This window comes from Mycobacterium sp. 852013-50091_SCH5140682 (genome assembly GCF_001665685.1).
GTDB lineage: Bacteria > Actinomycetota > Actinomycetes > Mycobacteriales > Mycobacteriaceae > Mycobacterium.
This window is the reverse complement of record NZ_LZTB01000119.1, coordinates 78,591-100,021: the sequence shown is the minus strand read 5'-3', so window position 1 is coordinate 100,021 and position 21,431 is coordinate 78,591. Positions and strand designations below refer to the sequence as shown.

General features: G+C 65.0%; 20 protein-coding genes. 7 read left to right on the top strand and 13 right to left on the bottom strand.

The annotated features are described in order from the left end of the window. Window positions 1-93: 93 nt before the first annotated feature. Window positions 94-843 carry an SDR family oxidoreductase gene (locus A5784_RS30950; protein WP_064948678.1) on the top strand — a complete coding sequence of 250 codons (750 nt, stop codon included), beginning with the start codon at window positions 94-96 and terminating at the stop codon, window positions 841-843. A 43-nt stretch (window positions 844-886) separates the two neighbouring features. Here the strand turns inward: A5784_RS30950 and A5784_RS30945 are convergent, their stop codons facing one another. Both A5784_RS30945 and A5784_RS30940 read right to left on the bottom strand, forming a co-directional pair. Further along, window positions 887-1,960 carry an SDR family oxidoreductase gene (locus A5784_RS30945; RefSeq protein ID WP_064948677.1) on the bottom strand — a complete coding sequence of 358 codons (1,074 nt, stop codon included), beginning with the start codon at window positions 1,958-1,960 and terminating at the stop codon, window positions 887-889. Window positions 1,961-2,002: 42 nt separating this feature from the next. Next, window positions 2,003-2,944 (bottom strand): DMT family transporter, encoded by a 942-nt coding sequence (locus tag A5784_RS30940; RefSeq protein WP_082945187.1) that lies wholly within the window; start codon window positions 2,942-2,944, stop codon window positions 2,003-2,005. Between the two features lie 65 nt (window positions 2,945-3,009). Here A5784_RS30940 and A5784_RS30935 point away from each other — a divergent pair, with 65 nt between their 5' ends. Beyond that, window positions 3,010-3,558 carry a helix-turn-helix domain-containing protein gene (locus tag A5784_RS30935; RefSeq protein ID WP_064948676.1) on the top strand — a complete coding sequence of 183 codons (549 nt, stop codon included), beginning with the start codon at window positions 3,010-3,012 and terminating at the stop codon, window positions 3,556-3,558. A 16-nt stretch (window positions 3,559-3,574) separates the two neighbouring features. On the opposite strand, the gene A5784_RS30930 is transcribed toward A5784_RS30935, so the two are convergent. Beyond that, entirely contained in the window at window positions 3,575-5,098 is a 1,524-nt protein-coding gene (locus A5784_RS30930) for a serine hydrolase domain-containing protein (protein WP_197514934.1), read from the bottom strand. Window positions 5,099-5,194: 96 nt separating this feature from the next. On the opposite strand from A5784_RS30930, the gene A5784_RS30925 reads away from it, so the two are divergent. Beyond that, on the top strand, window positions 5,195-6,007 hold the full coding sequence (locus A5784_RS30925) for a class I SAM-dependent methyltransferase (RefSeq protein ID WP_064948675.1): 813 nt from the start codon (window positions 5,195-5,197) through the stop codon (window positions 6,005-6,007). On the opposite strand, the gene A5784_RS30920 is transcribed toward A5784_RS30925, so the two are convergent. Genes A5784_RS30920 through A5784_RS30905 form a run of 4 tightly spaced genes read right to left on the bottom strand, consistent with a single transcriptional unit; the run spans window position 6,008 to window position 11,589 of the window. Next, window positions 6,008-7,246 carry a hypothetical protein gene (locus A5784_RS30920; RefSeq protein WP_064948674.1) on the bottom strand — a complete coding sequence of 413 codons (1,239 nt, stop codon included), beginning with the start codon at window positions 7,244-7,246 and terminating at the stop codon, window positions 6,008-6,010. Then, the gene (locus A5784_RS30915) at window positions 7,243-7,839 is read right to left on the bottom strand and encodes a hypothetical protein (protein ID WP_064948673.1); all 597 of its coding nucleotides are present in this window, start codon (window positions 7,837-7,839) and stop codon (window positions 7,243-7,245) included. Before A5784_RS30915 ends, A5784_RS30920 begins: the two co-directional genes overlap by 4 nt. 13 nt (window positions 7,840-7,852) lie before the next feature. Next, window positions 7,853-9,115 carry a hypothetical protein gene (locus A5784_RS30910; protein WP_064948672.1) on the bottom strand — a complete coding sequence of 421 codons (1,263 nt, stop codon included), beginning with the start codon at window positions 9,113-9,115 and terminating at the stop codon, window positions 7,853-7,855. Further along, on the bottom strand, window positions 9,112-11,589 hold the full coding sequence (locus A5784_RS30905; protein ID WP_156750876.1) for a hypothetical protein: 2,478 nt from the start codon (window positions 11,587-11,589) through the stop codon (window positions 9,112-9,114). The genes A5784_RS30910 and A5784_RS30905 overlap by 4 nt, the downstream gene beginning before the upstream one ends. A 345-nt stretch (window positions 11,590-11,934) precedes the next feature. On the opposite strand from A5784_RS30905, the gene A5784_RS30900 reads away from it, so the two are divergent. Then, window positions 11,935-12,714, top strand: a complete 780-nt coding sequence (locus A5784_RS30900; protein ID WP_082945201.1) for a DUF1906 domain-containing protein — start codon at window positions 11,935-11,937, stop codon at window positions 12,712-12,714. Between the two features lie 3 nt (window positions 12,715-12,717). On the opposite strand, the gene A5784_RS30895 is transcribed toward A5784_RS30900, so the two are convergent. Continuing rightward, window positions 12,718-13,743 carry a fused (3R)-hydroxyacyl-ACP dehydratase subunits HadA/HadB gene (locus tag A5784_RS30895; RefSeq protein ID WP_064948744.1) on the bottom strand — a complete coding sequence of 342 codons (1,026 nt, stop codon included), beginning with the start codon at window positions 13,741-13,743 and terminating at the stop codon, window positions 12,718-12,720. A 144-nt stretch (window positions 13,744-13,887) separates the two neighbouring features. Between A5784_RS30895 and A5784_RS30890 the strand changes: the two genes are divergently transcribed. Both A5784_RS30890 and A5784_RS30885 read left to right on the top strand, forming a co-directional pair. Then, window positions 13,888-15,108, top strand: a complete 1,221-nt coding sequence (locus A5784_RS30890) for an NAD(P)/FAD-dependent oxidoreductase (protein WP_064948670.1) — start codon at window positions 13,888-13,890, stop codon at window positions 15,106-15,108. A gap of 42 nt (window positions 15,109-15,150) precedes the next feature. After that, window positions 15,151-15,954, top strand: coding sequence for a hypothetical protein (locus A5784_RS30885; RefSeq protein WP_064948669.1), 804 nt, complete (start codon window positions 15,151-15,153; stop codon window positions 15,952-15,954). Window positions 15,955-16,025: 71 nt separating this feature from the next. Here the strand turns inward: A5784_RS30885 and A5784_RS30880 are convergent, their stop codons facing one another. Both A5784_RS30880 and A5784_RS30875 read right to left on the bottom strand, forming a co-directional pair. After that, window positions 16,026-16,763, bottom strand: a complete 738-nt coding sequence (locus tag A5784_RS30880; protein WP_064948668.1) for an SDR family oxidoreductase — start codon at window positions 16,761-16,763, stop codon at window positions 16,026-16,028. 132 nt (window positions 16,764-16,895) lie between these two features. Beyond that, complete coding sequence (locus tag A5784_RS30875; RefSeq protein ID WP_197514933.1) at window positions 16,896-17,618, bottom strand: GntR family transcriptional regulator; 723 nt, start codon at window positions 17,616-17,618, stop codon at window positions 16,896-16,898. A gap of 247 nt (window positions 17,619-17,865) precedes the next feature. Between A5784_RS30875 and A5784_RS30870 the strand changes: the two genes are divergently transcribed. Continuing rightward, complete coding sequence (locus tag A5784_RS30870; RefSeq protein WP_082945185.1) at window positions 17,866-18,612, top strand: GntR family transcriptional regulator; 747 nt, start codon at window positions 17,866-17,868, stop codon at window positions 18,610-18,612. 39 nt (window positions 18,613-18,651) lie between these two features. Here A5784_RS30870 and A5784_RS30865 read toward each other — a convergent pair whose 3' ends face one another. From A5784_RS30865 to A5784_RS30855, 3 genes are read right to left on the bottom strand one after another with little or no spacing between them, the layout of a single operon-like run. Next, the gene (locus A5784_RS30865) at window positions 18,652-19,110 is read right to left on the bottom strand and encodes a YybH family protein (RefSeq protein WP_082945184.1); all 459 of its coding nucleotides are present in this window, start codon (window positions 19,108-19,110) and stop codon (window positions 18,652-18,654) included. Then, a complete protein-coding gene (locus A5784_RS30860; protein ID WP_064948664.1) occupies window positions 19,097-20,443 on the bottom strand; it encodes a bifunctional 3,4-dihydroxy-2-butanone-4-phosphate synthase/GTP cyclohydrolase II in 1,347 nt (448 codons plus the stop codon). Before A5784_RS30860 ends, A5784_RS30865 begins: the two co-directional genes overlap by 14 nt. Next, window positions 20,440-21,426: a VOC family protein gene (locus tag A5784_RS30855; protein ID WP_064948663.1), complete on the bottom strand. Its 987-nt coding sequence runs from the start codon at window positions 21,424-21,426 to the stop codon at window positions 20,440-20,442. The genes A5784_RS30860 and A5784_RS30855 overlap by 4 nt, the downstream gene beginning before the upstream one ends. Between the last annotated feature and the right edge of the window lie 5 nt (window positions 21,427-21,431).

Sequence of the window (21,431 nt, the reverse complement as noted above, 5' to 3'; positions counted from 1 at the left end):
GGCTAATCCGGTTTTCTCAACCCGCCGCGCACCGTGCGACGTAGTCTGGGTCTCCGACTCCCAAGTCGGGCTACGACGAAAGGTGTTCGCACAGTGAAGGTCACAGTAGTGGGGGCCAGTGGCCTCATCGGGAGTCTGCTTGTCGAGCTGTTGACCCGCGAGGGTGAGGACGTGGTCGCCGCGTCCCGGCGTACGGGTGTCGACGTGCTCAGTGGCCTGGGCCTCCCCAAGGCGCTCGCGGGTGCCGACACTCTGGTCGACGTCACCAACTCTCCATCCTTCGACGATGAGGAAGTGTCGGAGTTCTTCGTCAGGTCGACCACCAATCTGGTGGCCGCGGCGCGGGCGGCCGGCGTGGGACATTACGTCGCACTGTCGATAGTGGGCGTCGATGAGCTACCGGACAGTGCCTATATGCGGGCCAAGGTCGCCCAGGAGCGGCTGATCGCGTCGTCGGGGCTGCCGTACACGATCGTCCGGGCCACCCAGTTCCGGGAGTTCGCGGACGCGATCGTCGAGTCGCTGGTTGTCGAGACCGACGCGGACGAGGAGGACGAGCATGACGTCCGGGTGCCGGATGCTCTGATCCAGCCGATCGCGGGCGACGAAGTGGCGGCCTTCTTGGCCGAGGTCGCGATATCGCCACCGCGCAACCGTGTGGTCAACATCGGTGGGCCCGAGAAGATCTCGTTCGCCCGGCTGGCGCGGGAGGTGCTGGCGCTGCACCACGACGATCAGCGAGTGGTGGTCGATCGCCAGGCGACCTACTTCGGTACGACGTTGGCCAAGGACAGCCTGGTGACCCGTGACGGAGCGATGATCGCCTCAATTCCGTTCGGCTGAGCCGCAGTTCAGCGCCGTAGGCGGGCTGCCCGCTCTGACCAGATCATCGCCCGCCGGGCCGACGTGGAGCGATGCCGTCATCGAGCATCTGTTGGAAGTGGTCGGTGACGGTCTCTTCGGCGGGCCGATACGTGAGCCCGAGTTCGTCTCTGCTGCGGCTGTTGTCGAAGGCCAATGGGTAACCGACGTTGGTATCCACGTACTTTCGCGTCAGCCCGGCAAGGGGTGCGATGAGTTTCACGACGGCCTTGGGCGCTGTGGTCCTGGGGAACGGATACAACGGGCCGTAGCCGCGGCGCAGAATCTTGCCGATCTGCAGCAGGCTCAGCGAGTCGGCGTTGACGATGTAGCGGCCGTGGGCCTCCGGGGTGAAGCCCGCGAGCACGTGCGCGTCGGCGACATCGCGGACGTCCACCACGCCCATCGTCAACGCCGGAGCCCCGGTCAGCAGGGTGCCGTCGATGAACTGCTTCATGGTGCTCAGGCTGGCCGAGTCACTGGCACTGGTCAGCGAAGGTCCGAGCACCAGGCCCGGATGAATGGTGACCATGTCCCAACGGTCCTGCGCCTTCTGATAGCGCCAGGCCTCCTGCTCGGCCACGGTCTTGGAATATGAATACGGTTGGTGCTCAACGCTACTGGTGGTATTCCAGTGCTCGTCGGTGAAGACGCCGCCGGGGACATCCCGTGATTCGCGGGCATCGCCGTAGATCGCGACCACGCTGCTGGTCAGCACCACGCGCTTGACGCTTTGCGTGCGGTTGACCGAGTCCAGCACGTTGCGGGTGCCCTCCAGCGCCGGGCGCACGAGCGCCTCCTGCGCATCGCTGAATCCGGAGAGGATGAACGGAGATGCGGTGTGCATGACGAGCTCGCACCCGGCCATGGCCTCGTCGAAGCTGCCGGGGTCGAGGAGATCCGCCTTGAAGAGCTGGAGGCGGTCGGGGTGGTCCGCGGAAAGCTTGTGCAGATGTTCCAGTCCGGTGGTCTTCTGCGGGTTGCGCACCGTGCCGTGGACGTTATGCCCTGCTTCGAGGAGGCGTCGGACGATCCAGCTGCCGATGTATCCGCTGGCGCCCGTGACGAGCACCGGTGCGGTCGCGTCGATCGTGGTCATGCGCTCATCCTTACCTGCTCACGCGACGGCGTCGAGGGGACGTCACAGTCGCTCAGCCTGGCTTGCTGTCGCGCAGTCGTTTTCTTCGGCCGCGACGGTGTCTTCGCGGCGCGACCGTGGCTTGAGTTCGCTGACGATCACACCCACGACGATGAAAACGGCGCCGACGATCGCCAGTCCGGGGAGCCGGTCTCCCGCGATGCGACCGAAGATGCCGCCCCAGACAGGCTCGCCGGCATAGATGATGGTGGCGCGCGTCGGCGAAACCGAACGCTGGGCCCAGTTCATGGTCGCCTGGATCAAACAACTGGAGACGCCCATCCCGACGGCGGCTCCGAACCACCACCAGGAAAACGCCGGAACGGTCTCGCCCGTGACGGGCATCGCGAGGAAGGCGAACGCCCCGGCGGCCAGCAGCTGTATGACGGTGATCCTGCCGAGGTCCACCTTGCCCGCAAAACCGCTGATCAGGAGAATCTCGGCAGCCATGGCCACCGCGCCAAGGAGCGTCGCCAACTCACCGCGCCCGAGGCTGACTCCTGCGGCGCTCGGACCGGCCAGCAAAACCAGGCCGATGAAGGCGAGCAACACTCCGACCAGTGCCGCGCGATCGGGGCGGCGGCGCATCACCGCCCACTGCAAGAGGGGCACCAGCGGCACATAGAGCGCAGTGATGAACGCGGAGACGCTCGAGCTGACGGACTGCAGGCCGTACGTTTGCAGCCCGTATCCGCATGCGATGGCCGCGCCGATCGCCACACCGGCACCCACCTCGGCGACGCTGATGCCTCGAAGGGTCTTGTAGAAGACGGCGGCACCGAGCACGCCGGCGATCAGAAACCGCAGGCCGACGAAGAACAACGGCCCGCTGTGGTTCATCGCCTGATGCACGATCGGAAACGTCGCCCCCCAGATGGCGGTGACGCCGATCAGGGCCAGTTCGGGCCCCGACGGCAACCGATCACGCATCGAGATGTGCAACATTCTGCACACTTTAGGGCTCGGTCGGCCGATGTGCAAAATAATGCGCATCGATTACAGTGGCAGCGATGACTGAAGGAACCGATGTCCTCGCGTGCGCCGGCGCGAATGTGCGACGCCTGCGGGCGGCGTCGGGACTGAGCCAGTCCGACCTGGCCGCCGCCGCCGGGGTCAGCCGACGCACCATCGTGAATTTGGAAGCAGGCTCAGCAAACGTCAGCCTGTCATCGCTTGACGCCATCGCCGACGCCCTCGGGGTGACGTTCGTCGACCTGGTGCTCGCGCCCGCGGCCACGCCGGAACGCATCGACGCATTGTTGTGGCGGGGCAACGGGGACGACAGTCGTGCCGTACTGCTGGGCAGCGCAGCGGCCCATCGGGAAGGGCAGCTCTGGGTCTGGAGCCTCGGCGTGGACGACCGGTACGACGCCGAACCCGACCCTGCCGGATGGCACGAGATGGTGCTGGTGATCGCCGGACGGCTGTGCATTGAGCGCGAAAGCGGTGATGTGACACTCGGATTGGGTGATCACGCGATCTACAGCAGCGCGCAGCGGTACGCCTACATCAACGCCGGTTCCGAGATCACCAGGTTCGTGCGCGTCGTCTTGTCGTGACTTCGGCGTTCGGCGGTTACGTGCCGTACAGATGCAGGATCCGCGCGGTCGTGGTGGCGATGTCGCCGCTGAGCTTCACGATCGGCGGTCCGCCAGGCTGGTGGATCACGTTCGCCAGGACGATCACGTAGGTATTCGAGCCGGGGTCGATCCACAGCGACACCCCGGTGAAGCCGGTATGGCCGAAGCTGCCGATCGGGAAGAGCATGCCCCGCGGGCGGGACTGCTCGGTGTCGATATCCCAGCCGAAGCCGCGGAGGTCTTGGCCTGCGATCGCCGGATAGCTCGGCGCGAGCAGGGGATCTGTTGTGTTGGGCGTGTTTTCGACGGCTCGCCGGGTCGCGTCGTTGGCGGCCTGCAGCTGGGCGGGGTTGTGCCCGGGTTGCTGTGGCGTCGTCATCGATTCCAGCGTGGATTGCTGCAGCGGGAACGGGCTGGGGCGTCCGGCAAGTCGGTCGAGTAGGGCCTGCGCGTACCGGCCGACGTCTTGCACCGTCGAGAACACCCCGGCGCTGCCGCTCACGCCGCCCATGCGGCGGGCCGTGGGGTCATGCACCGTGCCGCGCAGCAACTGGCCGAAGTCGGGGTTGAGGCCCGGGGTATCGCCGTCGTGCGCGGTGGGCGCGATCCGCGCCAAGAGATCAGTACTCCAGGTGCCGGCCGGGCACGTGCCTTCCTTCGGCGCGGTCTTGTCGAAAACGATTGCGGTACCGCGAATCTGGTGTGGACCGCACGCCTTATCCGCGGGAAGGTAGTGGGTGTCGGCCATGCCCAGCGGTCCAAAGACGTTGCGCGGCACGTACGTATCCAGTGTTTGCCCGGTGATCCTCTCGACCAGTGTCCCGAGGATGATGAAGTTGATGTCGGAGTAGTGGAAGCGCGTTCCCGGGTCGAACACCACCCACGCGGCGAGTGCCCGGTGAATGCCTTGGGCTTTGTCGGCGCGGTCCAGCCCCCAGGGGCCGTCCAGGCTCAGATCTCCTGCGATGCCTGAGGTGTGCGTCAGCAACATGCGCAGTGTCACCTGGGCGCGTCGTGGGTCATTCGCCGGGTTGAACTCGGGTAGGTATTTCTGGACGGGGTCGTCGATCTGAATGCGGCCCTGTTCGTAGAGCTGGAGGACCGCGACGGTGGTCGCGAGGCTCTTCGTCAGCGACGCCAGATCGAACAGAGTGTCCTCGGTCATCGGCTCAGCCGGTGCCGGCGCTCCGTCGAGCCCGGGTTCGTCCGGAAGCTTGCGCGAGCCGAACGCCTGGCGGAAGACGACGTTACCGCCGTGCCCGATCTGAACCACTGCGCCGGGCAGCCGGTGCGCCGCGATCGAATCGTCTACCAGCTCGGCGACGGGCGTGAAATCCCCTTCGGGAACGACGGGCACGGGCGCCGGCGCGGTCGTGGGTGTGGTTGTGATTGGCGCGGGGTGTGTCGAGGTGGTGGTAGCCGCCGGGGGTGACGGCGGCTGTCCACACGAAGTCGCCGCGCCAAGGGCCAGCAAGGCGGCCGCCGTGGCGCATACGCGGGGGACGCGCGATCTCGACACGGGACCAACGGTAGCCGGGCCCCGCGGGGGAAGTTCGGGCTGCCGGTTCCCGTTGAACGTGAACACGTCTGCCTGCCGGAACGAAAGGCCACAGCCATGGCGACCACTCGCATTGACGACCAGTATGCGACCGGCCTGTCCCGGCGCAACATCGAGCGCGCCCTCACCAGTGCGGGGCTCGACCTCGATCACCTGCGGCCCGCGGATCTGGGAGTGCTCGAGGATTTCCACACCATGGGCCGCATCGCCACCAGTCGACTGATCGAGCTCGCCGGGATCACCAGCAGCACCGCAGTGCTCGACGCGGGCAGTGGGGTAGGCGGCACTGCGCGCTACATCGTCGACCGGTACGGCTCTGAAGTGACGGCAGTCGATCTGACCGAGGAGTACTGCGATACCGCCCGCTGGCTCAATCAGCTTGTGGGACTGGATGACCGGATAACGGTTCAGGCGGGCGACGTCACCGCTCTGCCCTTCGCCGACAACACGTTTCACGCCGTGGTGAGCCAACATGTCCAGATGAACGTGGCCGACAAGGCCGCGCTGTACCGGGAAGCCCGCCGGGTGTTGCATGACGGGGGAGTCTTGGCGTTGTGGGACATCACGCGTGGGCAGGGTGATGAGCCGGAGTTTCCGTTGCCGTGGGCCGATGAAGCCGGCGTCAGTCACTTGGCCACACCCGATGATTTGCGCGTTGCGGTCGAATCGTCAGGGTTCGCCGTCGAACAATGGAATGACCTCACCGAGCAGGCAAGCGCGGTGATGCAGACGGTGCTGTCGCAGCCCGTCACGCCGCTCGGGCTGCACGCCTTCGTCCCCGACTTCGCGCGCAAGGCCCACAACCTCACTGCCGGGCTCACCGACGGCAGGCTGCGGGCCGTGCAGGGGATCGCGCGGGCGATCAGCTAGTCACCGTGCGGCAGCGCCATTTCCGACTGCCAGCAGAGCCCGCCCGTTGACGGGAGCGGTTCGCGGTGTCGGCGTGGTGCGCTTGGCCTTCATGTCGCGGCCCGTCGCGACCGACCACTGGTTGATGACGTCGAGCATGTCGCGGCGGAGCTGGTTCGGCGGACCCGAGGACGGGTCGGCATAGAGCGCGCTGACCGCGGTGATCGAGTTGTATCGCCCCTCCTCGATGTGCCGGAACAGCGGTGACATTCTTGGCGCGAGCCGGAAGAAGCTTTCCGATTGCGCGTGCGGTGCGAGTCCGACGCGCTCGCCGATCTTCCGGAGCCGCTCTTCGGGGCTCGCAGCGGTGGCCTTGAGATCGACGACGACGGAATTGTTCGATTCGAGCGTCAGGTCGAACCAGGACAGCATGCTGACGATCACGAACTCTTCGCGCGCCAGGTTGCCGAAGCGGCGACGCGTGGTCAGCATGTCCTGCATGTCCCGGGCATGCGTCGCGATGGCGGCGTCGTCTTTGCTGTTGACGCCACTGGTATTTCGGTAGTTCTCCGATGCCGTCCACACCTCGCGAAGGAAGTCCTCGAAGGTTCGGATGAGGCCGGTGTTGGCGGCTTGGGCTCGTACGTAGCTGTAGGGGGCTCCGTTGTTGGCTCCGTGATTGAGGTCGACGCCGAACAGTCGGTAGTAGGCGTTTCGCCGGGTGGCCTCCAGATCGGGCCGGACCGAGCTGGTGATCGCTCCGATCGACCGGGACGGGAGGTCGCGCATGAACAGTGCCTCGGTGGTTCTCAGCCACTGTTGGGTGGTCGGCGACGGTACTTCGAGACGCTCGCCGTGCAGGAACTCGGTGACCACCCGGAAGAAGATCGGGAGCAGACGCGTGTTCTCGATGAGATAGGCGTAGATGAGGTGGTCCCAGCGCGCTCCCGTTCCGGAGTCGGCCGGCGGTGCCGAGCCCCAGGTGGGCAGGGTGCCGTAGATGGTGCCGTTGACCGTGCTCAGCCGTTTGTGGAGACCGGATTCGAACCCGGGCACCTGGCCGTAGAGCAGTTCCGGCGGCAGCTGAAAGCCCGGCAGTGATTGACTTCCGTACGCCCATGATTCCTCGAGGAACCGGAGGATCTGCTCTGGGTGCAGTGCGAAGACATCGTTGGCGGCCTTGGTGGCCTGGTCTATGGGATCCGTTGTGCCATTGGCACGTTCGACAGCGGCGAACCAACGGGCCAGTGCGAGCATCATTGGACTGCTCCTCTTGTGGTGGGAATGTGCACATCGAACGTGGTGGTGAAGTATTCCTCGGCAGTCGTGCGAACGGTCACGGGTCCGGTCGTTGCGCCGTCTGGTATCACAGCCTTGTACCGTTGGCACCCGCCGGGTGAACTGGCGAAGCGGTCCGTCAACAGCGTCGGCACCGCGTTGAGCACGCGGCCGTCGACGCCGGTGGGGAATGCGACATCGTCTGCGGCAGCTGCAGATTGAAGTACGAACACAACGACCGGCGGTGTCTCGCACGCGTAGACGTGCAACGAGACCAGCCGCCCGGGGCCGATCAGGTCGTCATCGTCGGGGCCTGCCAGTTGTTGTCGCAGTGACGCATACGCGTTGACGATCTGTCGTTCCTCGGCGGTGTACTCGGTGCCGGGCAGGACGAACCGGGTGTCGAGGGCACGGATCAGCTGATCCAGGAGCGTCTGATTGCCCGCGTTGAGCTGGTTTCCGAATTCGCAGAGCGCTCTTGCGAGCGCTTCATTGTCCCTGCCCTGGTGGCCGTTGCCGGCAGAAGGTTGTCCGCCGCCGGCGCCACGTCCGGTCTCCGACGTTGATATTGCCATGGCCCAATCCCTTTCACGCTACTTGTGCCGCGTCGGTGAGGGTTCCCAGCCGGCGCATCCAGGTCTCGAAATCGCGTGCCGTCGTGGCGGCACTTTCCGGTTTGGCCGCCACGTTGTAGGACGCGAGTGCCAACAGTCGCAGTCCCTCGGACTGCAGGTAATGACTCGAGATGGTCAGCGCGGTTCCGGCAGTGCGCTCCAGCTCGGCGAGTGCGGCCGGTGACACCCGACCCGGGTCGACGACATCGCACAGGGCCTTCCCGGCGAAGGCCCGCATCGGTGTCCGCAGGCCGATTTCGACGATCCGCGGCAGCGACTCGATGCTGCGTTCGATCAACGGTCGAACCGCGGCTGGTGCGGCCGCGAGCGGGTAGGCGCCCTGCCATGCCTGTGCGAGCGTGTCCCAGGGGCCCGTGCCGTAGAAGCGTCTGCACATCTCGACACCCACCAGCACCCGCAGGTATGCGATCGGATGTGGATCTCCGAGCGGCAGCGAGAACACCCGCTGCACATCGTTGACGACATCGTGCAGAGCAGCCACCGCACCGAATCCGCTGTGCGCGAACGCGAGAAGGTCCGGGCCGAGTTCCGTCGCCCAGCCTGACCACATCTCGGCCACGATCGGATCGGCGATACCCCGCCGCAAAGCGGTGGTCAGTTCGTCGTTCCATCCGGTCAGGTGTGCGACCTGGTGGCCGGCTTCGTGCAGCATCGAGGTCGGACGCATCATGTTGAACCGGGTGAGTTTGATCGCTGCGGCCGGCGACGGTGATCCGCCTTCCCACGCCCGCCAGCCTGCGCGCAGAATCGACGCGCCCAATCCATTGTCGAGATAGACGAGTACCGGCGGTGTCTCGAGGCGGAGCGGACGTAACGCGGTCCGCATGCTCTGTGCCGCGAGAAAGTCGAAGGCCCGCAAGAGCTCGCCGAGTGCCGCACTCGTTCGGGAACGGACAGCGTTGCCGTAGAAACTCAGCACGGTCTCGAGTTGCAGAAAGCGACGACGGAAGCGCGTGACTCGGGCGTGGCAGCGGCGAAGGTCGTCAACTGTGGACGCTGCGCGCAGATCGGTTTGCAGAGCGTCGAGTTCGAGCTGGGTAGCCCCGATGAGGCTGGTCAGGTGGCGGCGCAGCGCCACGCCTACGTACCGTTCCAGGGCTTGCCAAGCGCTGGTGGCGGCGAAGTTCTCCAGGTCGCTGAGGCCGACCATCGCGGTCTGCCAATGTGCGATCTCGCCTCTGAGCTCAAAGACGATGGAGTCCTGCTGGCTGATCATGACTGGAAGCCCGCTACCGAACGCACGGTGACTTCGGGTGAACCCAGGATGGCCCGTGCCACCGCCGTGATAGATCCCAGGCCCTTGCCGCGCAGTGCATCGTCGAGCAGTTTCATCGCGCCCGCGTGGCGGATGGCGACGACGATGGTGACCCCTTGGGCCGGCTTGTCCGCCGCGGTGAGGAACTCTTGTCTGCGGCGCTGAAGGTACTCGGAGACGGCCGTACCGATCCACTCGATGACCTTGTCCGCCAGCTTCTCGAGGATCTTCGCCCCGATAGCACTGAGCGCACCACCGACGAACTGCTCCTCCGAAGCCACTTCGTGGACGATCTTGACGTGGCGGGAAGCATTTCCCGAAAGAACGCTCTTGACCCCGGCCACGTAGACACGCCTGAGCAGGATCAATGCCGGTGTCACCGATTCGCCGCGGCGGATCGAGGCGGCCACCGCCTGCGCGTCGCTCTCATCGAGGTGAATGCACAGGCGCGCAGTGGATGTCGGGAAGTCCAGCGTGATGTTCACCTGGCTCGCGTGACCACGCATCTGTACCGGATGCGCCGTTGTACCCGGGCTCGTCGGATGTGCCGTGGTGGGTGTCCGCTGGGGTACGAGCACGACGAACCGCTGCCGGACTGCGATGCGGCGGTGCGAATGCAGGTAGTGGTTGGGCACATCGCGACCGAGGCCGGGCTCGCCGAACAGCGCGGTCGCATTGTGCCGCGTCAGCGGTATGAACAGGCGCCAGCCCCGCGGGTGGGTGGGGCCGAGGCCGGGTACATGGGTCTCGAGGCGTGCGATCGTGGAGAGTTTCGTCCCGACCATCGCCTCGAACAGATACGCCTTGCACGCGACGGGCCCGGTGACGCCGTACCGCGATTTCAGGAAGGTGCCCAGGTGAATTCCGCCGAAGCCCGTCACCGATTTGGCCAGCTGGTGCGTCACCGTCACGTCCAGCGGCCGTGAATAGAAGCGGTAGCGCTTACGTCCGTTGCGTGGACGCAGAATCCACGTTCCGCGATGCCGCAGCCTCGTGGATACCTCTTGGTACTGCTCACGAATCACATTGGAGGGGAACGATTCTGACGCCGCCTCGGCGAATGCTTCTTGCACCACCGCTTCCAGCAGGTGCTGGTCCTCGAAAGTGTCGGATTCGAGTTCGGTGAGCCGCTGAACAGTGCCTTCCACCGCCGACGCGACGGCTTCAGCGGCCAATTGGGTTTGGTTGCCGGGAACTTCGAGCCCGATCATGCTCATGCCGGTCGAGACGATGGCCTGTGACAATTGGGTCGCGATCGTGGGGCCGATATACGGGCGTACCAGCGTGGCAAGGTATTTGGCGAGGAATCCGACGACGCGGTCGCGCCCGATGATCGAGATGCCGAGGCGCAGCGCCGCGATGATGGCCGGAATGAAGTTCTCCATGGCCGCGTTTATGGAAGCCTCGTTGGTGGCCTGGGAGATCTCGTTGATGAACCGCTCACGGGCGGCGTCGAGCTCGGCCAGCCGGTGGTCGGTTTCGGATTCTGCGGTAGCGGACTCGCCGGACATCCAGGCTTCTGAGTTCTCGCTGGATTCGGCGAAGAGTTCGCCGACCAGCTTGGCGTCGATCTCGTGTTGGATGGAGTCGACGTCGGTGTGTGCGAGTGCTTGGAGTTCGGTGCTGACGGCTTCCTGTTCGCCGGAGCCACCGAAGTAGCTCTCGAGTTCGCCCTCGGTCTCGCCGACGCCGAACAGTTTGGTCGCGACTTTCCTCGCGGCCGGGCGCAGCGATACGGGCAGTCGGCTCAGTGCGAGATCGAGTACTCGCTTCAGCAGGGGCCGGACGATCTTCTTGAGCCCCTTGAGGATGAAGCCGAGGGGGATGACCTTTCCGACGGCGGCAATTCCCTTCTTGGCCAATCGGATTGCTCCTCCGGCGACCGCCTTTGCCTTTTTCCAGAGTCCCCCGAGGAAGTTCTCGACACCGGGTGTGAGGTGTTCGAAGCTGGGCTGGATGGTCTCGAAGAGGCGATCCAGTTCTTGCTCGGTGATCTGTGAGATGTCGTGTTGGGCATACTGTTCGGCGTAGCGCTCCAAAAAGCTCTCTGCTTCGCGTGCCACCGGTGTCATGTAGTTCTCGAGGTAGCGTTCGGCTTCGTTCGCGGAGGCCTCGCCGATCTGCTCGGACATGCTCGACGATGCTTCGGCCGCGAGCTCGTAGAGCGCCTCTGAGAATTCGCTCTCGTACAGGCTCGAGACAGCCTCGTCGTATGCCTCCCGGTGGATATCGGAGCTCTCCGAACCGACTTCGTCGTAGGCGGAGCGGAACGGGCTTTCCAATTCAGTGAAGAACTCGAACCCACCTGCACTGCTTGATGATTCCGTATTCTCTGCGGCAGCACCGAACGCTTCGCTCTGCTCGGCGAAGTCGAACATCTCGGTGAACGGGGAGAGGGGAGCGTAGGACTCGCTCTCCATGGATGAGGTAGTCACGGGTGGTCTCCTCCCACGGCGGATCTGATCTGGGTGCCAAGGTAGCCATCGGCCCGACCGGATCGAATGCGTAGTCGACTACTCCAATTTCCAAGACGCGCAGGCGGTCTCGCGTCCGATTGTCGCGAACGAAAACACTTGAGGCGCCGACGGCGGCAGAGCCAGTTACAGCGCGATGTGTTGCTGCTGCCTGCCTTGTCAAATAGTCGGCGACGTTCGGTTCGGTCGACGCGCCGTCATCCTGGCGTCCGAGCCCGCGATGTGGTGGTCATTGTCTGTCGGCTCCGGCTCCGGGTTGCACCGACGGACGGGGTGCGGCCGTCACGGTCGGATACGCTGGCGTGCGTGACGCAAACTGCTTCACGGCGCGAAGTCCTCAAACGAGCGGCGCTGCTTGCGCCGGCGCTGGCCGTTCCCGGCGCCTTGGCCGCGACACTCGAAACACCGCGAGCATCCGCCGACGGCCTGCAACTGGTCGATTTCGCCGACCGGCTGGTCCAGCCTGAGCAGATCAAGTCCGCCGGCTTCGGCGGAGCCCTGGTCTATGTATCCGAATTGCGGCCGGGAGCCACGTTTGACTTCAAGCCCGTCACCCGCGACTATGCCGACCGCCTGCGTGCGGCGGGAATGCAGGTCGTCAGCTGCTACCAGTTCGGCAAGCCCGGGTGGCCGACGCCGTCGGACTTCACCCGCGGCTACAACGGAGGTGCGGCCGATGCCCAGACGGCGGTGGGGCTGCACACCGCAGCCGGCGGCCCGGCGTCGGCGCCCATCTTCTTCAGTGTCGACGAGGACATCGACGCTGCCACATGGAAATCCACAGCAGTGCAATGGTTTCGAGGTATCAACTCGGTTCTCGGCGTGTCACGCACCGGCATCTACGGTGGACGCCGCCAATGCGGCTGGGCCATCGCCGACGGTGTCATCGGATCCTCGAGCAGCCCAGGCTATCGGTGGGCCTGGCAGACGAAGGCGTGGTCGCAGGGCGAGCGTGAACCGGCTGCCGTGCTCTTCCAGAGGGAAGTCGTTACCGCATCCGACCCGGGTTTCGTCATCGACGGCATACACGTCGACGTGGACGATGTTCTGGCGCCCGATTTCGGCCAGTGGGATCTCGCGAGATGACGATCAGCGGAAGCGCACGTCCATCGTCGCCAGACCGAAGATCTTGCGGCCACCGGATTTCGCGGCGACGATGACCACGCCGGTGCGGGTCTGCGGGTCTAGTGACTTGATGCGGCCGCTGAACTCGATCTCGGCCCCTTCTTTGGCCGAGACGATCGCCGGCTGCGACAGCCGCACCGCGTAGCGGGTCACCGCGCCGGGGTCTCCCGACCAGGCGGAGACAAATCCGGCGCCCAGGCCCATGGTCAGCATTCCGTGGGCGATCACGTCGGGCAGGCCGGCGAGCTTGGCGATCTCCTCGTCCCAGTGGATCGGGTTGGCGTCGCCGGCGACGCCCGCGTAGTTCACCAGGTCGCCGCGGGAGAGCCGGTAGTGGTGCGCGCTCAACTCGTCGCCGACGTTCAGGTCATCGAAGGAGGGCGTCCCCGGTGGACGCGCGTCGGGCTTGGCGATGCGTACCTTGCCCTCAGGACGCACGGTCTTCTGATAGTCGGCGTCGGACGCGCCGATACCGGAGAAGTCCACGTCGTGCATCATCGCGTTCTGCACGGCCGCCATCGTCCCCGGATTGATGTCGTCGGCCGTGACACCGACCACCGTGGTGTGCAGCGTGTGCACCCGCTCGCCCGCGGTGTCTGTGAAGGTGTTGGTCACGGTGATCAAGTCCCGGCCGGCGACTCGCCTCACCGATGTCAGCTCGACGTCGACTTGCAGCTCATCTCCGGCGACGATCGGGCGGTGCTGTTCGAAGACCTCTTCGGTCTGCAGGTAGGTGTCGTAACCGACGACCACCGATTCGAACATGCGGCGGTTGGCCGCCATGGCGGGGGTCGAGGTGAACGTCAGCGGTGCGACCAGCCCGGAATAGCCCAGTTCAGCGGCAGCGGAGACGTTCCAATGTGCGGGGTGGTAGTCCTGCACGGCACGGGCGTACTCGCGTACCTTTTCGCGGCCGACTCGGTACGTGTCGTCCGCCTGGTAGTAGTGGCCAACCCGTGATTCGAGTGCCGACGTCTCTGCTGCGGTCATGAATGTGCTCAACTCTTCTATCGGCTTGTTCGCTGAGGCCGACCACAGCACATTAACGTGCCGACCGGGCCGAAAACACGCTGATGCCTCCCGCCGCTAGGTGGCCACGGCAAAACCGTCCCCCTGGAGCATGCTCTTGGAATCATGGATTCGGTGACCGATCGCGTGCTTGTCCTCGGATCCGGTTTCGCAGGTTTGTGGGCGGCTCTGGGTGCCGCCCGGCGCCTCGACGAGCTGGGAGTGTCTCCTGACGCCGTCGACGTTGTGGTGATCAGCTCGCAACCGTTTCACGACATCAGGGTCCGCAACTACGAAGCCGACATCAGTGCCTGCCGCATACCGCTGGGCGACGTGCTCGACCCGGCCGGAGTCCAGCACGTCGTGGGTGATGTGACGGGCATCGACGCGGCGGCACGTATCGTGTCCCTGGCCGACGGCACGACATACGGCTTCGAGCGGTTGGTGCTCGCGGTGGGCAGCGAGGTGATCCGCCCAGATATCCCCGGCTTGTCGGAGTTCGGGTTTGACGTCGACACCTACCACGCAGCCCAGCGGCTGCAGGATCATCTCCGAACCCTGGCCGGTCGCACCGCCGACCCAACGGCAACGACGGCGGTGGTCGTCGGGGCCGGTCTGACGGGAATCGAGACCGCCTGCGAACTGCCGGACATGATGAGGGGGGTCTTCGGCGATGCCGTCAGACCGCGTGTGGTGCTGATCGACCACAACCCCTACGTCGGATCGAACATGGGTGACTCTGCGCGACCGGTCATCGAGAAAGCGTTGGCGGACAATGGGATAGAGCCGATGACGGGGGTCCGGGTGGCTTCCGTCGACGGTTCGGGCATAACCCTGTCCTCAGGACACACGCTGCCCGCGGCTACCGTCGTGTGGTGCGCGGGCATGCGGGCCAACCCGTTGACCGCGCAACTCGGCGTCGAGCGCGACCGGTTGGGTCGGGTACCGGTCGACGACTGTCTGCGGGTGATCGGCGTGCCGGGGGTGTTTGCCGCAGGCGACGTCGCTGCGGCTCGCATGGATGACGAACACCTGTCGGTGATGTCGTGCCAACACTCGCGCCCGATGGGCCGGTACGCGGGCTATAACGTGATCAGCGACCTGTGCGGTGCGCCGCTGCTGTCCCTTCGAATCCCTTGGTACGTCACGGTTCTCGATCTCGGGCCGGCCGGTGCCGTCTATACCGAAGGGTGGGATCGGCACGTGGTGGCTGACGGTGAGCAGGCCAAGGCCACCAAGCGCGTCATCAACACCCAACGCATCTACCCGCCGCTGGATCGGGACCGCGCGGCTCTGCTGGCGGCGGCCGGCCCGACGCTGCAGACGGCGCCCGCTCGCGGAGAGTAGGGCACGAGCCGCAGGTCACGCGCTGATCCCTACTATCTGGGAATGGTGTGGCTCAACGAGTGGTGGCAGCACGAGATCGTCCATGGGTACAAAGGTCCGCTGCTGCTGAGCTTCGTGGCGTTTGTGGTCACCTTCGTGGCGACCCGCACCATCACCCGGCTGATCCGTGCGGGCAAGGGCCCCTTCCACAACGTCAGCACCGGTGGCGTGCACATGCATCATTCGACGCCGGGGGTGCTGTTGCTCATTCTCGGGGCGTTCATGGGCGTCGGCTCGCCGCCGCTATCGGTGTGGACGTATGTGGCGGGTGTGCTGATCGGCGTCGGAGCGTCCCTCGTGCTCGACGAATTCGCGATGATCTTCCGGCTGCAGGACGTGTACTGGTCGCAGGAAGGCCAGCTGTCGGTGAACATCGTCACCCTGGCGGCGGCATGCATCGGTCTGGCAGCGGTCGGGGTGTCGCCGGTCAAGGTGCACGACGTTCCCGGAGCGGTCACCGCGGTGCGGATCGCCGCGGTCGTGCTGCTCGCGGTTCATTTCCTGGTGGTCGCCGTCACCGCCTTGAAGGGCAAGTACCCGACCGCCCTGGTCGGCTTGTTCGTCTCACCGGTCGCCTGGGTGGCCGCCGTGCGCCTGGCCCGACCGACCTCACCGTGGGCGCGCTGGCGCTACGACTCGAAGAAGCTGGCACATGCCCAACGCCGCGCCGCTGCCTTCGACCGGCGTTGGGCGCCGGTTCGTCGGCACTGGGACGACTTCATCGGGGGCACCCCGACGTCCGATCCGTCGCCACCTGTGCCTGCGCCGCCCAGCGGAGGTGGCGGGCCCGTAGACCACGGCAGCTAAGTGGTTGCCTCGACGACTTTTTGCAGCTCGAGGTAGGCATCCGTATATTCCGCCCATCGCTACAGACGCGGTCAAAGAGCGCGTAACGCCCCGCCGTCGACCGCGATGGTGCAACCGGTGATGTAAGACGCCGCAGGTGATGCCAGAAACGCGACCGTGCGCCCGAACTCGGCGGGGCTCCCTATACGCCTGAGCGGGATATGGTCGAACTGCCGATGTGCCGCGCCGGCTCCTCGAGCGGTATTGAACAAGCCTGGGAGCACGCTCACAACGCGGATACCGCGTGGACCGATCTCATCGGCAATGTCCTTGGCTGCCATGGCGAGTCCGGGCCGCAGCCCGTTCGAGATTCCCAGATTGGGCAGGGGGGATTTGGCGGAGGTTGATAGGACGAGTACTACCGCACCGCCATTGGACATCGCGCTTATAGCGACGCGGATCAACCGAACCGTACCGAGAAATACTGAGCGGAAGGAACTTTCCCAATCCTCATCGCTCGCACCGAGCACCGTGGCATGTGGCGGACCGCCTACGCTGATCACCAGGCCGTCGAGCCGTCCCCATCGCGCTACGGCGGTGGCGACAATGTGCTCAGCCGAGCGCGGCTCAGAGTTGTCGGCGGCCAGGCCGTCGACCGCACCGGGTGAATCGGCGTTGAGTCGGCTTACCGCGTCCTCGACTTTGGCCTCTGAGCGCGAAGAGACGGTGACGACGGCACCTTCGCGAACGAGTTCACGCGCACTCGCGAAGCCCAAGCCTTCAGTTCCACCGGTCACCACGAATGCCTTGCCGGACAGTCCGAGATCCACCAGTTCTCCTCACTGGACCGCAGTGGCGTCGGCACCCGCTCTCAACGATAGCGCCGAGGGAGTACAGGCAGGTCTGACTGCTTCCGCCAGGCCTCCACCGGAATTGTCGGCGAGTCAGTTACGGAGGTGCGGTCAGCGGCGACCCAGAGTCCGGACCATCGAGTAGGGGAGTACCCCGGGGCGGTGCCGCTCGCTGGCCCAGTACGCCGGATCTGCTGTTCTGCTGATCCCCACCACGTTGAAAGAAAGGAAGGGCTCGTCGGGCACGCCCTGCATGATCTTCGCATCATCACCGAGCGTGGCAATTCCCAGCTTGACCATCTCCCACTCGGCGGGTTGGTTCCCGAGGACAGACGCGATCTCGAAAACGGGTCGGCGAGCATCGACTGTGCGTTTGGGCGCCGCCCCAGCACGTACCGGGATGACATCGCAGGCGACTACCACCGGCAGGCCGTCGGCCGACCACACTTTCTTCGTCCGCAAGACCTCCTGTTCGGGCACCAAGCCAAACTCCTCCGCCTCGTCGAGGTCGGCGACATCCCACTTGAATTCAAGAAGATCGACGTTGGCTTCCCGGCCGGTCGAAGCGATGATGTCGGCGATGTCGACCTTCTCGTCGATTCTGCCGCCCACATCGAGCAACGCCCGGTTCACCACAGTGTCGGCGCCTTGACGGCGGGTGATGTAGCCGCGCTCTTCGAGTCGAATCAGCGCTTCGCGTAACGCGGGCCGGCTCGCGGTGAGACTCTCGGCGAGGACGGGCTCGCCGGGCCACGCAGCACCGTTCTTCGCCGCGGAGCGCCACACTTGCTCCAAGCGCTGGATCAGCGACGTCGACGACGCACGTTCTGCCACGGACAGCATTCTACCGGGAACGCGTCGTGTGCCCCGTCGGGCCGGGCGCACTTGTATGACAACCCGCAGGACGTGAGACGCGACCGCTGGATCCACGAAGGATCCGATCAATCCGACCGAGCCAGGCGCGTGCAGTCGATCTGCCATGCGCGCGGCGCATCTGAACAAAATCTCGTAAGATGTCTGACATGTTGAGTTCGCGCCACGTGTGAACGTCGACACCGTCCACCTGAAAGGGCACCCGTCCATGGCGAGCACCGGACCCGACCGCGACGACTTCGAGGAGTCGGGGTCACTGCTGGGCCGGTTGGAGCGCGTCTGGGAGGCCGCGGCGGCGACCGACGGAAAGCTGCCTGCCGAACCGGTGCTCGCCTCAGCGCTGACCGCAAGCCGACCGGCGTTGCGCGAGGCCCTGGTCAGGCTGGAAGAACGCGGGTACATTACTCGCCGCCAGGGCACTGAGACGGCCGTCAACCGCGCCCTGCTGGACATTCCGGTCCGCATCGACGAAAAGGCTTCGAACGCGACGATCATCGACGCGTTGGGCATGACGTCACGGGTCGAACTGTTGACGATGCGGTGGGGTGATGCCACCGCCGATGAGCGGAAACGCTTCCACGTCAACGACTCTCACGGAGTGCTGCGGACGACTAAGGTGTGGTATGCCGATGACACCGCGATGATCCTCGCCGAAGACGTCATCCCGGTTCGAATCGACGGCCTGTCACGGACCCTCGTGGACGCAAGGACGTCGATCTTCGAGCTCTCAGAACAGTTGGGCAACAGACGTGCAGAATGGGAGACAGTCTGGCTGGCTGCGGCATCGCTGGATGAGGTCCGCGCACCGCTACTGCACGGCACCCCGGGGGAAGCGGTACTCGAGTTCGACGTGACAGGTGTGACCCGCGACGGCGCCACCGCATACTGGGGTAGCGAACTGCACCGCCCCGCGGCCGGAAAGTACGCGATGGTGCGGTCGCTGACGTCACGCTGAATCGGTCTGCCTCAGCCGTGTGCGATCACCGCGGGTTCATCACGTCGATGACAAGTGCTCATGGACGGCGATCCAGTCCGCACCGGATCGCATCAGCACAATGGTTTCGCGTTCGGTGCTCTGCGCTGTTGTGAGCTCACCGTCCCGAGTGGATCTCACCGTGGTGAGTACGACATGCGAGAAGACCGCCGTATCTCCGTAGAGGTCGACGCGACGGTCGGTCGAAAGACAGTCGAGCACATGGAACCCATCGTCGCGTTCCCAGGCGTGCCAGAGCTGCCGGTACTCCTCTGTTGATTCCAGGCGACGATCATGGTTGTGAAACACGAAACTGGCATTCTCGCTGAATAATTCGAAGTACGTGGCAGTGTCGTTGTTGCCGAACGCCCGCACGATACGGTCGACGGCATCCAGTACCGCCTTCTCATCCGGGCTGGTCCCCGCTGAAGCCGAAGATGGATCCACCGACGAATCAGAGTGGTTGTCAATGGGTGTCATGGTGCACATGTCCCTTCGTGACGGGGGCTTCTGGGTGGAGATCCTGCACGGCAGTTCGGCTGCTGACGCATGTTTCGGAAACCATCACAAGACCCGCAGGGAGATCGATGAGGTGGCCGAGCCGGTCACGCTTGGCGGCGAGATAGCCCGCGTTCGCAGCGGTTACCGTGGGCGGTATGGGCAGACGTCCGACAACCTCGACCCCGTACTGATCCAACGCGGCGGACTTGCGCGGATTGTTGGTCATCAGCCGGATCCGCTGAACACCAAGGTCTTTGAGGATCGCCGCGGCCACACCGTAGCTGCGCGCGTCTGCGGGAAGCCCGAGTTCGAGATTTGCCTCGACCGTGTCGTAGCCGTGTTCTTGGAGTCGATACGCCTGTAGTTTGGGTCCCAGGCCGATCCCCCGCCCCTCTTGGCCGCGTAGATAGACCACCACACCGGCGCCCTCGATGCAGACAGCCTGCAAAGCGTGCTTGAGCTGCGGGCCACAGTCGCATCGTTGCGATTCGAAGATGTCACCGGTGGCACATTCGCTGTGCACCCGAGCCAACGCGCCGCCATTGCCGTGTTTTTGTGCGGCCGTGAGGTCACCGGTGGTCAACGCAATGTGCTCTCGCCCGTCCGGCGTCGCATAGCAGTGTGCGTTGAATTCACCGTATGGTGTCGGAATTTTGGCGCTGCCCGTGCACACGACCCGTGGGGTGGCGGCAGCTTTATGGGCGATGAGGTCGCTGATGCGGACGAAAGGCAGGCGGTGTTCTTTGGCGAAACCACAAGACTCATCACCTGTCAGCGGCGAGCGGTGACGAATGTCGACGAGTTCGGTGATGGCCGCGACGCCGTTCAGCCCCGCCATCTCTACCAGTTCGTGAGCTGCCTCGGTGTGCCCGGCCCGTTCCAGTACTCCGCCGGGCCGCGCCCGCAGCGGAAAGACGTGACCCGGCCGCCGCAGTTGTTCGGCCAGAGTCGCGCGGCTTCCGAGCGCCCGCACAGTGATCGTGCGGTCCATCGCCGAAATGCCCGTTCCGACGTCACGATGGTCGACGCTCAGTGTGAATGCCGTCTGATGCGCGTCGCAGTTGCGGGGCACCATCGCAGGCAGACCGAGGTCATCGGCGCGCTGCCCGCTCATCGGTGTGCAAACGATGCCGCTGCCATGGCGCAGGATGAACTCCATCTGCGGTGGTGTCATCAATTCGGCGGCGCAGACCAGGTCGCCTTCGTTTTCTCTGTGGGAATCGTCGGCCACCACGATCATGCCGCCGTGAGCGAGCCGTTCAACTGCCGAGTGAATGGTGTCGCCGGCAGCCACGAGATCGGGATAGGTCATGACGAACCTCCTCGTTCATGAGTCGCAGTCGGCTCGATTCGTTCTGGTGCTTCCCACAATTCGAAACGCACACCTGAGCCTGGTGAGGTAGCCGAGACTGCTCGTTGCATGCCGCTGCCCAGGTCGGCGCGAGCAACCGGGCCGAACTGCGCGCTCGGCAGCTTCTCGCATGCCGCATCGAGGTCACCAACGCGGAATACGCTGGCGTGCAGGCCACCTCGGAGAGGCCAGTCTGGGCGTCGTCCCACCGATTCCTCCGGATAGCTCATCATCTCGATCTTGTGCCCGCCGATGCCTTCGGTCACGTGGACGCAGCGCAGCGGCGAGTTACCGGGTGTGAACATCAATCGCTGCATCTCGTCGACCTCGGGTATCTCGTCCAGTACGCAGTGCAACCCGGCCTCTTCCACCCAGAAGGCTTTGTCGAGTTCCATATCCGTGACCACCCAGCACGCCTGAAGGAGCTCGGAATGTGTGCGTCGCCGTTCGTCGTTCAGGGCTGTCGGCCAGGGCCGACTCGTGGAGTTGACATCGGTGAGGAAAATCGCCAGCTCGTCGGGCCCGATCAACAGCAGCTCGTGAGTGACGTGGCCGGTGATCTGCGGGCCTTCCGGAGATGGTGTCCCGGTGTAGCCGACAAGCGGTGAGAAGTGTTGTGCACCGATGGACTTGAGCATGCCGGTGCTGAGCTCGATGTCCCGCGTGTAGTAGTCGATCCCGTACGGTCCGGCCTGTAGGGGGGTGAACTTCGGTGCTGGGTGTGGGGTTTCGACGATCCGTATCGCGCCGTCGAAACCGGGTTCGTCGATGATGAATTGGCGCAACGGTTGCTCGACGCCATAGAGCGCATGTGCGGTGGCCGCAGGCAGCGATGGCACCCTACGCGGCTGGCCACCGAAGACGGACAGGAATGCGACAAGCCGTTCGGGGTCAGTCGACCCGATGACTGTGCACGACGGAGCGTTGAGAATTGGTTTCAGCATTGCCT